Below are 15,735 nucleotides of genomic sequence, written 5' to 3' on the forward strand. Positions count from 1 at the left end.
CGGCTTGAGTTTTAAGTTGAGCAGAATAGGATGTATTATATCCTTTGTTTAATAAACCTTCTTTCCCAAAGGTTTTATATTTACGGACCCAAGCTGAAATAGCACTTTTGTAGATATTTAGTTCATTACTTATTTCAGATAAACTTTTTATATCTCTTAAATAATCTTCAACAGCTTGGACTTTTATTTCGGTTGATACTTTTGATTTTCTTGACATAAAAAAATCCTCCCATTATAGAACAGTTTTATTATTTTAACTGTCTACTATAATGGGAGCATATCATTGAGTAGCTTGTACTATTTTTATAAATAAATGTATAAAGATGTTCTATTCTTTTACAGAAGTTGCTTTTCCGATAGTTCCACCAAGCTTTTTCCAAAAGTAATTATGTTCTTCTACAGCATTTGAAAAATCGTTATTTTCCCATCTAGTAAGAACTTCTAACATATAATCTTTATCCTCATAATCTACTTTTTCTATTAGCCTTTTTAAGGATATAATATATTCAGGGTCCATAGATATTCTGCCCCAAATTTGATTATCTTCTGCAATTATTTTTGTGTTACTCATTCTGTGAAGTATGTCATAAATTTTTTCAACAGGATAATATTCATCTTCCTTTATTTCATTATTTTCTTCCTTTGAAATTTCTTCATTTATTTTTTCAATTTCAGATATATTTGATTTAGCGTTTATGTTACCAGATGAACGTTCTTTATAATAAAAAAATGATGATACAGCTATGATAACTAAAAGTACAATAATTATTATGGTAATAATAGCTTTATTTTTAAATAATTTAGATATATTAATAACCTCCTTAAATAGAATTTATATTTATTATAATCCATAATTTGTATAATTTAAATATACATATATATAAATAATAAAGAAATAAATAAAAAGTTATATAATATATTAAATATATGTAAATTAAAATTATTTTTAACCAATAAATTATTATATGTGTATATAATAATTTATTATGAAAATAAATACTTATATTTTAATAAGTTATAGGAGGGAACCTATTGAAAAATAATGAAAATAAAATTTGCCCTATTTGTGGCGAAGTTATGAAGGAATTTGATTATGCATATGATAATAATCAATATGGAAAGAAATATTATAAATGTGAAGAATGCGGCCATAAAGAAAACACAATGGATTAATTTTGATACCACTAGAATGCAAAGTACTAGTGGTATTTTACTACCTTACAATAAGGATTAATGATAGGTTTATGTTGTATATACTTAAATAATTTTATACAATTATAGTAATAAAAGTATAAAACAGGAGGAGTTATTTATCATGTATGGATTTAATTTGTTTTCATTTATTTTCCCACTATTTTTTATAGCTTTTTTTTGCCTTTTTATATTTACAATAGTTAAGAATGTAAAAGAATGGAGTAATAATAATAAACAACCAATTATACCAGTTGAAGCATTGATTGTATCTAAAAGAGCGTCAGTATCGCATCATAATCATCATGATTCTATGTCAACATCTTCTACAAAATATTATGTAACCTTTGAATTTTCTAACGGAGAAAGAATTGAATTGAAATTATCAGGAAGGGAATATGGATTATTAGCAGAAGGGGATAGAGGAATCCTTTCATTTCAAGGAAGTAGGTTTATAAGTTTTGAAAGAAAATAATATATTAAATACAGTAATAATATAGAGGATTTGATATAAATATATATTTTTTATAATAGGATAACTTGAAAATTTATAGATATATAGAACTAAAAATACAATATTGAGTTATAAAATAGAAAGTTATATAATGTATATTAAATTAATAAGTAGCTAATATATAAATTTTAGGAATAATTAGTAATGAGAATATTAATTGTTTTATAATAATATAAAAGGAAAGTGGTGTTATTATCAGGTATATAGCAATGATAGAATCTTGTTATCCATCATTAAGTAAATCTGAGAGAAAGGTTGCAGATTATATTTTACAAGAAAAAGGTAATATAATTTATGAAACACTTCTAGAGATATCTAAAAAGATTAAGGTGGGAGAAGCAACTATATTAAGATTTGTAAGAAAGATAGGATTTAGTGGATTTCAGGATTTAAAGCTTCAAATAGCAAAAGATGACGAGCCTGTGAATGAAACATATCATGAAAATTATATAGACTCTATTGCAGCCAATATGACAAATACGATTCAAAATACAAAAAATGTATTAGATTCCAATCAATTAAGGATGGCAATTGAATTCATTCAAAGTTCTAATAGATTATTCTTTTATGGTGTAGGGGCATCGGGTTTAGCTGCATATGAAGCACAAAGTAGATTTATAAGAATGGGGAAAACAGGTCTTTCTATTACAGATAGTCATTTTCAACTTATGTATTCATCTGTTTGTGATGAAAATGATGTAATAATTGCACTTAGTTTATCAGGATATACTAAAGATATAATAGAATCTTTAAAGGTAGCTAAAAAGCAAAAAGCAAAAATTATAGCGATAACAAATTATGCACTATCACCTGTTGCACAAATAGCAGATTGTGTTTTATTAACAGCAGGAAAGGAAAATTTGTTAGATGGTGGATCACTAATAAGCAAAATATCACAGCTTTATATAATAGATTTATTGTGTACAGGTTATGCTTTACTAAATAAAGAAAGTGTATTAAGCTTGAAAGAAAAAACAGCTGAGTTACTAATTGATAAATCTGCAACATAAAAAGCATATTTTAGGTCTATATAGGCTTTAAATATGCTTTTTATTTTTATAATAATTTTAAACTAGAACTTTACAAACTATTTTTTCTATAGTTTCATCATTAATTGAAATTTTAGGCATATGAATGTCCTCAGGAAAAGTTATTACAAAGTCACCAACTTTTAGGTCTATATAATTTTTTATAGGTCCTTCAAATTTTATAAAGTCATTTTCTAAGTCGTATTTGGATACCTGATTTAGTTCTGAAATATCGGAATAACCTAATTTTTCTTTACCGTTTAGGATAATGTGTATGTCTAAATAATTTTTATGACCTTCAAAAAAACAATCAAATTCTTTTTGACCAATATAGTTAAATCGATTAATAAATATATTTTCATTATCAATATAATTTTTGCCAAGCTTTAAGTCATATAGATTGGCAGAGTATATGTAGTCAATAGCTTTGTCCAAATTTTGGTTTAATCCCTTATAACGGTTTAAATCTTTTAACTTTCCAACTATCATAAATTCACCCTCATCTTTATAATATTTTCATTATCATTATACAATAATTTATTATTGAAATTATGATTTAGAATCAAATTTATTAAAAACAAAAAGAAAATTCAGAATATTTTAACGAATTATTAAAAATATACTAATTAAATAGTAAAATCCATAAATAGTATTAAATGGATTAAATAACGTTTACAATGGAATTTTCTGGTGATATAATCAAAGTATAAGTGAAGTTAAACTCCAAAAATCAAACCGAAAATGGAGTGAAAATTTTATTTTGATAATTTAATAGGGTAAAGAGATGGAGGGAAAAGAATGAAAAAAGTTATTAGCTGTGTTATTGCTGCTGTAATGTCATTATCTTTAGTTGCGTGTGGTGGTAACAAAAGTGGAGCTTCTAACGAAAGCGAACAAAAAATTATGTATTCTAATGGTGGGCCGGTAGAGTTTTTTGAAACACCATGGTTAAATCCAGGATCATATACTTATTCGAAGGTATTATATGATCATTTGATTGAAGCAGATGCAGACTTGAAACCATCTAAAGGAGAACTAGCAAAAGAGTACAAGCTTAGTGATGACGGAACGGAATTAGTATTTGATTTAAGAGACGATATATATTGGCATGATGGAGAAAAGATAACTTCGCAAGACATAAAATGGAGTATAGAATATTCCATGAAAACAGCAGTTGCTAATCCTGTATTTTTAAATACATTCAAAGCTATAAAAGGTAGCGAGGATTACTTAGCTGGAAAAGCACAAGAACTTTCAGGAATTGTAATTGACGGAAATAAAATAACTATTACTTTTGATAAAGTTGCACCAGATGCATTGTTAACATTTACACAATTTGCCCCATTACCAGAAAAATATTTTGAAGGAGTAGATCCATTAAAGTTCCAACAAGCAGAATACTTCCAAAATCCAATTGGTTCAGGACCATTTAAAGTAGAAGAAGTTAAAATGAATGATTATACAACATTAGTACCATTTGACAAATATTATGATGGTGTTGCTAATTATACAATTCATTTAACACCTAGCCCAGGAGATAGTGATCCTAACTTAGTTAATAATGTTAAATCAGGATTATTAGATTATGGATATACAAAGAGCGTAGCCGATGTTAAGGCTTTAAAAGATTCAAGTAATGTAAAATTAACTCAAGTAGATGTAAGATACACTCGTTTATTTTATGTAAATAAATTTAATAAGGCTGATGGAACAAAATCTCCGTTAGCAAATCCAAAGGTACGTCAAGCAATTAAATATGCAATAGACATGAAAACTATTGGACAAAATTTATTTGACGATACTATAATTCCAGCAAATAGCTTAACTCCAAATGGAGCAGATAAGGTAGAAGGCTTAAATAATTATGATTTTAACCCAGAAAAAGCTAAGCAATTATTAGCAGAAGCTAATTGGGATCCAAATTACACATTAGACGTTGTTTATTATTATACAGATCAATTAACAGTAGATTTAATGACTTCAATTCAATCATTCTTAAAAGATGTAGGAATAAAAATGAACTTTAGATTAGTTGAAGGAGATTTAGCAACTATTCTTTGGAAGGCACCTGATGATCAAGTAAATGGTCCAAGTGCTGTAGAATGGGATATGGCTTATGCAGCTAATGCAGCTCTTTCAATGCATGAATATTATGACAGATATAAGACAGGCTCACCTTCGAATTCACATACTCCAGCAGATGAAACATTAAATAAATTAATAGATGCAACAAATTCATCAATGAATCCAGAAGATCAAAAGAAAGCATATTTTGAATTACAAAAATACGAAAATGAAAATTTATTCTCAATCCCATTATATTATCAACCTATATTCTTAATCGAAAGCAATAGAATTGAAACTGGCATTGAGAAATATGGTAATCCTCAATTCAACTATGATTGGAATATTCAAAACTGGAAGATAAACTAATGTAGTTTAAATAATTAAATTTAGGGATTGCATATGGCAGTCCCTAAATTTCAAATTAGGGGGGACATTATGGTAAAGTTCATAATTAAAAAAATATTAGGATTAATTCCTATGCTTTTACTTATAACATTTATAATTTATTTAGGACTTGAGTTAACTCCAGGAGATGCAGTATCACATATGATAAGTCCTGAATTATTGTCAAATATGGATCCAGCTAAGTTAGATGAAATACGTGCAGCTTATGGATTAAATGACCCTTTTATATTGCGTTATTTTAGGTGGCTTGGAGAAATACTAAGAGGAAACTTTGGATATAGTGTATCAAGTGGAGTTCCTATAATAAATATAATAAAAGATTTGTTACCAGCTACTTTAGAATTAGCTATTGCAGCTTTACTTATTTCAACTATTCTTGGAAGTCTTTTAGGATTATTTAGTGCAATACGTCGTGGAACTTTCTCAGAAAATTTATTAACAGTTGCAGGTATGATTGGAGTATCAATACCACAATTTTTCTTTGGAATGGTTTGTATATTAATTTTTTCTTTAAATTTAGGGTGGTTACCTGTAGGTGGGCGTATGATGCCAGGAAAAACAGCATTTATAGATAGATATGAATATTTAATATTGCCAGCACTTGTATTGGGAATTTCACTTACAGCAGGAGTAATGAGATATGCGCGTTCAAGTATGCTTGATACTATGAACAAAGAATATATAAGAACAGCTAGGAGTAAGGGGTTGCCAGAGTGGAGGGTAAATTTAGTACATGGATTCAGAGTTGCATTAACACCCGTTATTGTTTTAATTGGCTTCAGATTACCAACTTTAATTGGTGGTGCAGTAGTAATAGAGACAATATTTAGATGGCCGGGTATAGGAAGTGCATTTGCAACTGCAGTTCGTGCTCAAAATTATCCATTAGTTATGATGATAGCTTTACTTACAGTTACAGCAGTATTAGTTTCAAGCTTTTTAGTTGATGTATTAACGGCTTTACTTGACCCACGTGTTAAGTTAGATTAGGAGGATAGTATGGCAGAGGTAAGAATTAAAAGAAGTAGATTTGATCGTAAGTTAGATAAGATAAAGGAATTAGAGGAGTCTGGAGCTTTAGGGAAGAAAAATGTAAATCGTTCATTAAGAAAGCTTATGAATAATAAGCTTGCAGTAATTGGAATAATTATATTTTCTATAATTTTACTATCAGCGATATTTGCTCCGCTTTTAACTAAATATGATCCCCTAGCTGTTGATATGAATAATGTTTTAAGGTCACCATCATCAGAGCATTTATTTGGTACAGATAAAGTAGGAAGAGATGTATTTTCAAGAGTATTATATGGTGGAAGAATATCAATTTTAATAGGATTAGGTAGTGCACTAGGATGTGCAGTTATTGGAGTTTTACTTGGATGTTATGGAGGATATAAAGGAGGCTGGTTTGATAGGATAGTTTTACGTTTATCAGAAGTTTTTATGTCATTCCCTCAATTAGTATTAGTATTAATGCTAGTATCAATATTAGGACAAAGTCTAACTAATCTTATAATAATATTTATTTTAACAGGATGGGGTAGCGTTTATCGTATGGCTCGTGCAAAGATTCTTTCAATTAGGGAAGAGGAGTATGTACAGTCACTTAAATCCTTTGGATTAAATGATTTTATAATTTGCTATAAACATATGTTACCTAATGCAATAGGACCAATTGTTGTAAATATAACTTTAAGTACAGCAATGTTTATATTAGAAGAAGCTTCACTAAGCTTTTTAGGACTTGGAGTACCTCTTGAAATTGCAACTTGGGGAAATATTTTAAATGCATCTCAAGATATGTTTACATTACAAAATAACTGGTGGTTATGGTTACCAGTAGGTATAGTAATTTCTTTATTTGTTATGAGTATTAACTTCGTCGGAGATGGTCTTCGTGATACAACAGATCCAACACAACAAGGTTAAGGAGGAAGAAATATGAAGGATAGACCTATAATTACTGTTAATAATTTAAAGACTTACTTTTATACAAATCAAAGATGTAATAAAGCAATAAATGGAGTTTCATTTAAAATAAAAAAGGGAAAAACACTTTGTGTTGTTGGAGAATCAGGTTGTGGAAAAAGTGTAACTGCATCATCAATAATGCAGTTATTACCAAAACTATCTAGGATAGAAGAAGGTGAAATAATATATCATGGAGACAAAGGTGATATAAGAATAGACAAGCTACCTAGAAATGGTAAAGAAATGAGAAATCTAAGAGGCAAGGATATAGCTATGATATTCCAAGACCCAATGACAGCATTAAATCCTGTTTATACAGTTGGTTATCAAATAACTGAAAATATATTATGTCATGAAAAGGTATCTAAAAAAGATGCTAAAGAGAGAACTTTAAATTTACTTAAAGACATGGGAATACCATTTCCAGAACAAAGAATAAATGAGTATCCCCATCAGTTTTCAGGTGGAATGAGGCAAAGAGCTATGATTGCAATGGCGATGAGTTGTAGTCCTAAAGTTTTAATTGCAGATGAACCAACAACAGCTTTAGATGTTACAATTCAAGCTCAGATATTTGAGCTTATGGATAAGCTAAAAAAAGAAAATGATACAGCAATATTACTTATAACTCATGATATGGGAGTTGTTAGTGAACTTGCAGATGAGGTTGCTGTTATGTATATGGGAAATATAATTGAAAGTGGTTCAGTTGAAGAAGTTTTAAAAACTCCAGCACATCCATATACTGAAGCTCTTTTAAAGTCAATTCCTATACTAGGAAAAGGAAAAGATCAGGATCTTAATCCTATAAAAGGTTCAACACCTGATCCATATGATAGACCTATTGGATGTCAGTTTGCACCAAGATGCAATTATGCTTGTGAAAAATGCAATGAAATGCCAAGTGAAGAGGTTATAGGTGAAACTCATATGGTACGTTGTTTTAATCATAATATTGTGATTAAAAATAATTTAAATGAAAAAGAGGTGATATCAAGTGGAAAATAAAGAAGTTTTATTAGAGTTAAAAGGTGCACAAACATACTTTCCAATAAAGGCTGGTATGCTAAAGAAACCTACTAAATTTGTTAAAGCAGTAAATGATATTGATTTAACTGTTTATAGAGGTGAGACTCTTGGATTAGTAGGGGAATCTGGATGCGGTAAAACTACACTTGGTAAATCTATTCTTCAATTAGTTAAGCCAACTGGAGGAGAAATGATCTATGATTTTAAAAGAGATGTAGGTAAAAAAGATTTAAGAAAATTAAATACTAAAGAAATGGATTTAGCACGTAGAAAGATGCAAATAGTCTTTCAAGATCCACATTCATCTTTAAATCCTGCATTTACAATTTATCAATCTTTGTCAGATCCTTTAAAGAAATTTGGGGTAAAGGATAAAAAAGATAGAAGAATGATAATTGGGGATATATTAGAAGCTGTAAATATGAGAAGAGAATATATGGATAGATATCCACATGAGTTTTCAGGTGGACAAAGACAAAGAATTGGTATAGCAAGGGCACTTTGTGTTAATCCAGAACTAGTTATTTGCGATGAATCTGTATCAGCTTTAGATGTTTCAATACAGGCACAAGTATTAAATTTATTAAAGAAGATCAAAGAAGAAAGAAATTTAACATATATATTTATAACACATGATTTAAGTGTAGTGGAATATATAAGTGATAGAATTGCTGTAATGTATTTAGGACGAATAGTTGAACTTGCAGAAACATCTCAAATTTTCTCAAATAATTTACATCCTTATACTGAAGCGTTATTGTCAGCAATTCCAATAGCTGATTTAGATCATAAAAGAAAAAGAATAGTATTAGAAGGGGATGTGCCAAGTCCAGTGAATCCACCAGAAGGATGCAACTTTCATCCAAGATGTAGAAAATGTATGGATATTTGTAAAAAAGAAAGACCATTATTAAAAAAGCATATAGTTGATGGGGAAGAGCATTATGTTGCCTGTCACTTAGCAGAAATGAATATAAAGGAGAATAATAATGAGTAAGTTTGATATTAAAGATTTTAAGGGAGTAATTCCAGCAGTATTAACAGTTTTTGATAAAAATGAAGATATAGATGAAGTAGGAATGAGACAATTAGTATCATATTTAATTAATAAAGGAGTAGACGGGCTATATCTTACAGGATCAACTGGAGAAGGCTTTACTATGAATAGTGAAGAAAGAAAAAGAGTTGTTGAAATAGTTATAGATGAAAATAAGGGAAGAGTACCAGTTGTAGTTCATGTTGGAGCAATAGGGACAAGATTATCCATTGATTTAGCAAAACATGCAGAAGTAGCAGGTGCTGATGGAATATCTAGTGTTCCACCATTTTATTGGAAATTTAACGAAAATCAAATAGTTAAGTATTATGAAGAAATTGCAAATTCATGTAATCTTCCAATGATAGTTTACAACGTACCTTTAGCAGGATTACTAGGAATGAATACTATAAAGAAGTTAGCATCAATAGAGAATGTTAAAGGAATAAAATATACTGCTTTATCTCATTATGAAATAACACAAATAAAAGATGAATTAGGAGAAGATTTTTTAGTTTATTCAGGTGCAGATGAAATGGCTATGTCAGGACTTTTAGCAGGTGCAGATGGAATAATAGGTTCATTTTATAATATAATGCCAGAATTATTTATTGATATTAAAAAAGCTGTAGATAGTAAAAATATAGATGAAGCGCAAAAACTTCAACGTCAAGCAGTAGAGATAATAATGTATTCACTAAAACTACCATCATTTTATGCAGGGATGAAAGCTGTATTAAGATGGAGAGGAATAAATGCAGGATATTGTCGTAGTCCATTTGAAAATTTAACAGAAAAAGAAGAAATAGAGTTTAGAGAAGGATATAAGAAATTAAAAGAAACCTACAATATAACAGGGGTTGAGTTCTTAGATGAAATATAAAGTAAAGTTAAGAAAGAGTACTGATTGTGATGTATTTGTAATTGGAGCTGGGATTGCAGGAGTAATGTCTGCAATCCAAGCATCAAATAAAGGATGCAAAGTAATACTTTCAAGTAGTGTTAATATATTTTCGGGTTCAAGTTTTTATCCTGGTACATGGGGATTAGGTTTAATTAGTCCAACAGACAAAAATGATGAAGATGATTTAATTAAAACAATCATTGAAGTTGGTTGTAATGTTGTAGAAAGAAATTTAGTAAAAACATTTGTGAAGAATATAAATCCATGTATAAAAGAACTGAAGGATATGGGAATTAAATTAAAGCAAGCAGATAATGAAGGTGAGAAAGAATTTATCCCGTGTTTTGATCATAAAAAAAGAAATTGGAATGGAATTTTATTTAGTAGTGCAAAAGAAGTCTTTGGAAAGAAATTAAAAGCAAATAAGGTAATAAAATATCCTTTCTCAGAAGTTATAGATATAGTGAAACAAAATGGTAATGTAGTAGGGGTAGTTCTTGTTAATAAATTAAATAAACTAGAATTTATTAAGTGTAAATCAATAGTTATTGCAAGTGGTGGAGTAGGAGGATTATTTAAACATAGATTAAATACTAATGATATTACAGGGCAAGGACAAGCATTAGCATTAAAATCTGGTTGCACATTAAACAATATAGAATTTATGCAGATGATGCCAGGATATATTAAGCCATGTTATAAAACAATATTTAATGAAAAAACATTTAAATATATAGAGGCTAAAGATGGGGAAGGAGTAGATGTATTCAAGGGTATTTATAATTTAAAAGAAAAACTTGATATGAGATCAACTTACGGTCCATTTACTTCAAGATTAATTTCTAGAGATATTGATTATTCTATATTTAAAGAATTTTTAAGAAATAAAAATGGTGTGACTATTAAATATAATGAAGAATTAAAATATAATATGCCAGAGTTTATAAGATTATATTTTAATTGGTTAGAAGAAAATAAACATCTGACAATAGATGATGAAATAAATGTAGGAATGTTTTTTCATGCGGCTAATGGAGGTATTAGCATAAATGAAAAAGCTGAAACAAAAATAAAAGGATTGTTTGCAGCAGGAGAATGTACAGGTGGAATGCATGGTGCGGATAGAATAGGAGGTTTATCTACAGCTAATGGACTTGTATTCGGAAAAATTTCAGGTGAAAGTGCTGCTGAACATGCAAAAGATAAAAAAGATATTTGTGTGGAAGAAATAGAGTTTGAACTTTATGAAATAGATAAAGCAAATAAGCATATTGAGGAAGTTCAAGATATTATGTTTAAAAATGCAATGATAGAAAAAAATCAAATGGGGGTTGATGAAGCACTTTCAAAGATAAATAATATATCTAAAAATTTTATATATAAAGAAGATATAAATATGAAAAATATAAAATATTCATATAGGCTAGAATCTAATATTTTACTTGCTAAATCAATATTAAAGGCAATTGATCTTAGAAAGGAAAGTAGAGGTTCACATTATAGAAGTGATTATCCAACTATAAATGAAAAAATGGATAGAAGAATAAATGTAGAATTTGATAATGATATTAAAGTCTATTTTCAAGGGGAGTGACAAAATGCCTGTAGTAGATATGCCATTAGAAAAACTTAGAAAATATAAAGGTACGAATCCCATACCAAAAGATTTCGATTTATTTTGGGATAATAGGATGGAGGAAGTATATAATCATCATTTAGACTATTATCTCACTTGTAGTGAAATTGAGGGATTTAGTTCATGTGATTATTATGATTTGTGGTTTAAAGGCATAAATGGTGAAAAAGTATATGCTAAATATATTAAACCTAAATTAGATTACAAAATACCATTAATATTACAGTTTCATGGTTATCCAGGAGCAAGTAGGGGATGGTTTGAACAGTCTTCATTTGCAGGTATGGGATGTGCAGTTTTAGCTATGGATTGCCCTGGGCAAGGGGGGAAAGGTGAAGATATTGGAGGCTATAAGGGGGCTACAGTTTCTGGACATATCATTTCAGGATTAGATGGCAATACTAAAGATATGTATTACGTTAGGTTGTTTCAAAATGCTTCAATATTATGTAGAATTGCTCAAGAATTAGAAGATATTGACTCAAATAGAATATATGCTAATGGAGCAAGTCAAGGAGCTGGAATAGCATTAGTATGTTCATCTTTAAATCCAATTATAAAAAGATGTGCGGCATTATATCCATTTCTTTCAGATTATAAAAGAGTATATGATATGGATTTAGATTTAGTAGCATATGAAGGATTAAGATATTATTCAAGATGGTTTAATACTATGGGAGAAAAGGAAGATGAAGTATTTGAGAAGCTTGGGTATATAGATGTACATAATTTTTCTCATAGATTAAAATCAGAAGTCTTATTTGGGACAGGACTTATGGATAATATTTGTCCTCCATCAACTCAGTTTGCTGTATATAATAATATAACTTCTAAAAAGAAACATATTATTTTCCCAGATTATACACATGAAGAAATAAGTGCATTTGATGATATGTTAATAGACTTTTTCTTAAAGGAGGGAAAATGATATGTCGATGATGGATATGCCAATAAAGGAAATGGAGGCGTATTTAGGAAGTAGTATAAAGCCAAATGACTTTGATAATTTTTGGGATAGAGAAATAAATAGTATTACTGAAGAAAATTTAAAATATAGGATGGTAAAAAAAGAGTTTAAAAATAAACAAGCTGAATATTATGAAATTTATTTTAATGGTATAGATGGAGCTGAAATTTATGCAAAATATATTTGTCCATCAAGCAAAAAGAAATTTCCAATAGTATTAGAATTTCATGATTATAAAGAAGCAAGCAAAGGCTGGTATCACTTGAGTAGATACGTGGCAATTGGATACTCAGTAGTTGCTATGGATTGTAGAGGACAAGGTGGAAAAAGTCAAGATATTGGTGGAATAAAAGGCTCTACTGTGTGTGGACATGTAATTAATGGTTTAGATGGAGAGCTTAAAGATATGTACTATAGAAAAGTATATTTGGATGCTTATATATTATCTAGGATAATAGAAAAATTTGAGAAAACTGATATAAGCAAAATAATATCATTTGGAAAAGGCCAAGGAGCTGCACTTGCCTTAGTAGTAGCTGCCTTAAATAAAAATATAAATAAGTGTTCTTTGCAATATCCATTTTTAGCTGATTTTAAAAGGGTTTGGGATATGGACTTAGATGTAAATGCATATGAAGGAATTAGATATTATTTTAGATGGTTTGATCCAATGCACATAAGAGAAAAAGAAGTCTTTGAAAAACTTGCATATATAGATATTGTGAATTTTTCAAGCAAATTAAGTTGTGATTTATTAATTGGAACAGGTTTATTAGATAGCATATGTCCACCAAGTACTCAGTATGCGGTTTTTAATAATGTAAATTGTAAAAAGAAACATTTAATATTCCATAAATATGGGCATGAATTAAATAACTTTTTTGAAAATGAAAATCTAAAGTTTATGCAGTTCAATAATGTTAATTAAAATATATTGATTGATATTGATAATTATTATAAATGTTATATAGAAAATTACAGGTTAAGTATAAAAGTTAGGGGTGTTTTTATGAGAAAAGAAGAAATTATGGAAAAGATTAAAGGTGGATTAATAGTATCTTGTCAAGCTCTTCCTGATGAGCCACTTTATATTGAAGAGGATTCAATGATGCCATTAATGGCAAGAGCAGCAAAAAAAGCAGGAGCTTGTGCTATCAGAACAAATGGAGTAAGAGATGTTATTGGAATAAAGAAAGAAACAAATTTACCTGTTATAGGATTAATTAAGAAATCATATGAAGGATTTGAACCATATATTACATTTACTATGGATGAAATTGATTCTTTAGCAAAGGCTGGTGCGGATATTATTGCATTTGATTGCACATTAAGGAAAAGAAAAGACGGAAGGACTGTAGAGGAATTTATAAAAGCTATAAAAGAAAAGTATCCGAATATATTGTTAATGGCTGATATATCGAATTTAGAAGAAGGAATTAATGCTTTTAGAGCAGGAGTTGATATGGTTGGGACAACTTTAAGTGGATATACAAGTTATACTCCTAAGTTAGATGGGCCAGACTACGAATTAGTAAAAAATTTAGTAGAATCTATAGATATACCAGTTATAGCAGAGGGAAGGATTCATTATCCAAGCCAAGCTGTTGAAATGTTCGACCTTGGAGCTTATGCTGTAGTGGTTGGAGGTGCTATCACTAGACCTTTAGAGATTACAACAAGATTTATGGAAGCAATAAAGAAGAGGTAATTATGAAGTATTTAGGAATTGATATTGGGGGAACTTCAGTAAAGTTAGGGTTAGTAACAGATAAAGGAAAAATATTAGCTTCAGATAATTATGAGGTTGCATTTGATAATTATAAAACTCCTATATTTGAAACAGTTAAAAAATCAATAGAAAGATTTTTAAAGGATAATTCTATAAATAAAAATGAACTTATGGGTATTGGTGTTTCTGCAACTGGTCAAGTTAATAGTAATACTGGAGTTATTGTTGGTGTAGGAGGAAATATTAAAAATTGGTGTAATACAGAAATAAAAAAAGAACTAGAAGAAATATATAATTTAAAAACTACAGTTATAAATGATGCAAATAGTATGGTTATTGGAGAACAATGGATAGGTAAAGCAAAGAATTATAAAAATATAATAGGTATTACAATAGGTACAGGAGTTGGCGGAGGAATAATAGTTAACTCAAATGTATTATTAGGGAACATAGGAATAGCAGGAGAGCTAGGACATTTTTCTATAAATTCTAATGGAAAAGTATGTACTTGTGGAAATATAGGTTGTTATGAACAATATGCATCTATGACAGCATTAATTAAAAATGTTAAAGAAAAATATAGTGATATAGGTAATTTATCTATATCAAAAGATGAGATAAATGGAAAGTATATTTTTGATGAATTAGAAAAAGGAAATAAGGAATTAGAGTATGTTGTAATTAATTGGATAGAGGATATAGGTAAGGGACTAGTTAGCCTAGCTCATATTTTTAATCCTGAAATTATAATAATTGGGGGAGCAGTAAGTAAACAAGAAAAGTTATTTATAAAACCTGTTAGAAACTATGTATTATCTCATGTCATGCAAAAGTTTGGAGAAAATTTAAAGGTTGAAGCTGCTGAATTAGAAAATAGTGCAGGATTAGTTGGTGCAGTTCATTATAATATAAATAACTAGATTTATTTAGAATAATGAATAATTTAATTCATAGATACTTCCAATAATATAAAGAAAGATGCTAATTATAATTAGCATCTTTCTTTATATTATTGCATAGTGTACTTTTGCTTTGTTTGTTGAATCTTTTGAGCATCTACTTGTTCTGTAGGATACCAACCCTTGGCTTCCATTTTTTTATAAACTTCATGTTGTATTTTTAATGTTTCGCATAATAAATCATGGAAGGATTGATGTATATTTTCAGTAGAAGCTTCAATTGTTCCATGTAAATATAAATCAGCAGCACCTTTTGTAAGTAGTAAAATGTTTTCCATTAAATTTTTATCATCCATACT

Annotated in this window: 18 protein-coding genes; 14 read left to right on the forward strand and 4 right to left on the reverse strand. The window is 28.9% G+C overall.

The features are described 5' to 3' along the window. Nucleotides 1–217, reverse strand: a 217-nt coding sequence (locus CSBG_RS18495) for a helix-turn-helix domain-containing protein (RefSeq protein WP_008677911.1), incomplete at its 3' end; no start/stop codon positions are given. Nucleotides 218–328: 111 nt separating this feature from the next. After that, nucleotides 329–571 carry a DUF6241 domain-containing protein gene (locus CSBG_RS05930; protein ID WP_008677914.1) on the reverse strand — a complete coding sequence of 81 codons (243 nt, stop codon included), beginning with the start codon at nt 569–571 and terminating at the stop codon, nt 329–331. A 461-nt stretch (nt 572–1,032) separates the two neighbouring features. On the opposite strand from CSBG_RS05930, the gene CSBG_RS18500 reads away from it, so the two are divergent. The 3 genes from CSBG_RS18500 (at nt 1,033) to CSBG_RS05940 (ending at nt 2,715) form a co-directional block, all read left to right on the forward strand. Then, a complete protein-coding gene (locus CSBG_RS18500; protein WP_008677916.1) occupies nt 1,033–1,173 on the forward strand; it encodes a hypothetical protein in 141 nt (46 codons plus the stop codon). 142 nt (nt 1,174–1,315) lie between these two features. Further along, the gene (locus tag CSBG_RS05935; protein WP_008677919.1) at nt 1,316–1,666 is read left to right on the forward strand and encodes a DUF2500 domain-containing protein; all 351 of its coding nucleotides are present in this window, start codon (nt 1,316–1,318) and stop codon (nt 1,664–1,666) included. A 248-nt stretch (nt 1,667–1,914) separates the two neighbouring features. Continuing rightward, nucleotides 1,915–2,715 (forward strand): MurR/RpiR family transcriptional regulator, encoded by an 801-nt coding sequence (locus tag CSBG_RS05940; protein WP_008677920.1) that lies wholly within the window; start codon nt 1,915–1,917, stop codon nt 2,713–2,715. 57 nt (nt 2,716–2,772) lie between these two features. Here CSBG_RS05940 and CSBG_RS05945 read toward each other — a convergent pair whose 3' ends face one another. Then, entirely contained in the window at nt 2,773–3,222 is a 450-nt protein-coding gene (locus CSBG_RS05945; RefSeq protein ID WP_008677922.1) for a YhcH/YjgK/YiaL family protein, read from the reverse strand. Between the two features lie 309 nt (nt 3,223–3,531). On the opposite strand from CSBG_RS05945, the gene CSBG_RS05950 reads away from it, so the two are divergent. The 11 genes from CSBG_RS05950 to CSBG_RS06000 all read left to right on the forward strand — a co-directional run bounded on the left by CSBG_RS05950 (nt 3,532) and on the right by CSBG_RS06000 (nt 15,397). Continuing rightward, nucleotides 3,532–5,166: an ABC transporter substrate-binding protein gene (locus tag CSBG_RS05950; RefSeq protein ID WP_008677924.1), complete on the forward strand. Its 1,635-nt coding sequence runs from the start codon at nt 3,532–3,534 to the stop codon at nt 5,164–5,166. A gap of 69 nt (nt 5,167–5,235) precedes the next feature. Continuing rightward, nucleotides 5,236–6,195 carry an ABC transporter permease gene (locus CSBG_RS05955; RefSeq protein ID WP_035285092.1) on the forward strand — a complete coding sequence of 320 codons (960 nt, stop codon included), beginning with the start codon at nt 5,236–5,238 and terminating at the stop codon, nt 6,193–6,195. A 9-nt stretch (nt 6,196–6,204) separates the two neighbouring features. Then, complete coding sequence (locus CSBG_RS05960; protein ID WP_008677929.1) at nt 6,205–7,134, forward strand: ABC transporter permease; 930 nt, start codon at nt 6,205–6,207, stop codon at nt 7,132–7,134. A gap of 12 nt (nt 7,135–7,146) precedes the next feature. Further along, nucleotides 7,147–8,184 (forward strand): ABC transporter ATP-binding protein, encoded by a 1,038-nt coding sequence (locus tag CSBG_RS05965; protein WP_035285094.1) that lies wholly within the window; start codon nt 7,147–7,149, stop codon nt 8,182–8,184. Further along, the gene (locus CSBG_RS05970; protein ID WP_035285096.1) at nt 8,174–9,202 is read left to right on the forward strand and encodes an oligopeptide/dipeptide ABC transporter ATP-binding protein; all 1,029 of its coding nucleotides are present in this window, start codon (nt 8,174–8,176) and stop codon (nt 9,200–9,202) included. Before CSBG_RS05965 ends, CSBG_RS05970 begins: the two co-directional genes overlap by 11 nt. Continuing rightward, complete coding sequence (locus CSBG_RS05975) at nt 9,195–10,124, forward strand: dihydrodipicolinate synthase family protein (protein ID WP_008677931.1); 930 nt, start codon at nt 9,195–9,197, stop codon at nt 10,122–10,124. The genes CSBG_RS05970 and CSBG_RS05975 overlap by 8 nt, the downstream gene beginning before the upstream one ends. Then, nucleotides 10,114–11,739, forward strand: a complete 1,626-nt coding sequence (locus tag CSBG_RS05980) for an FAD-binding protein (RefSeq protein ID WP_008677933.1) — start codon at nt 10,114–10,116, stop codon at nt 11,737–11,739. The genes CSBG_RS05975 and CSBG_RS05980 overlap by 11 nt, the downstream gene beginning before the upstream one ends. Nucleotides 11,740–11,743: 4 nt before the next feature. Further along, nucleotides 11,744–12,709: an acetylxylan esterase gene (locus CSBG_RS05985; RefSeq protein WP_008677935.1), complete on the forward strand. Its 966-nt coding sequence runs from the start codon at nt 11,744–11,746 to the stop codon at nt 12,707–12,709. Between the two features lies 1 nt (nt 12,710). Then, a complete protein-coding gene (locus tag CSBG_RS05990; protein WP_008677937.1) occupies nt 12,711–13,676 on the forward strand; it encodes an acetylxylan esterase in 966 nt (321 codons plus the stop codon). An 81-nt stretch (nt 13,677–13,757) separates the two neighbouring features. Then, complete coding sequence (locus tag CSBG_RS05995) at nt 13,758–14,456, forward strand: N-acetylmannosamine-6-phosphate 2-epimerase (protein ID WP_008677938.1); 699 nt, start codon at nt 13,758–13,760, stop codon at nt 14,454–14,456. A 2-nt stretch (nt 14,457–14,458) separates the two neighbouring features. Continuing rightward, a complete protein-coding gene (locus tag CSBG_RS06000; RefSeq protein WP_008677940.1) occupies nt 14,459–15,397 on the forward strand; it encodes an ROK family protein in 939 nt (312 codons plus the stop codon). Nucleotides 15,398–15,486: 89 nt separating this feature from the next. Here CSBG_RS06000 and CSBG_RS06005 read toward each other — a convergent pair whose 3' ends face one another. Then, on the reverse strand, nt 15,487–15,732 hold the full coding sequence (locus CSBG_RS06005) for a spore coat protein (RefSeq protein WP_008677941.1): 246 nt from the start codon (nt 15,730–15,732) through the stop codon (nt 15,487–15,489). Nucleotides 15,733–15,735 lie beyond the last annotated feature (3 nt).

It is taken from the genome of Clostridium sp. 7_2_43FAA, assembly GCF_000158375.2.
Classification (GTDB): Bacteria; Bacillota; Clostridia; order Clostridiales; family Clostridiaceae; genus Clostridium; species Clostridium tertium.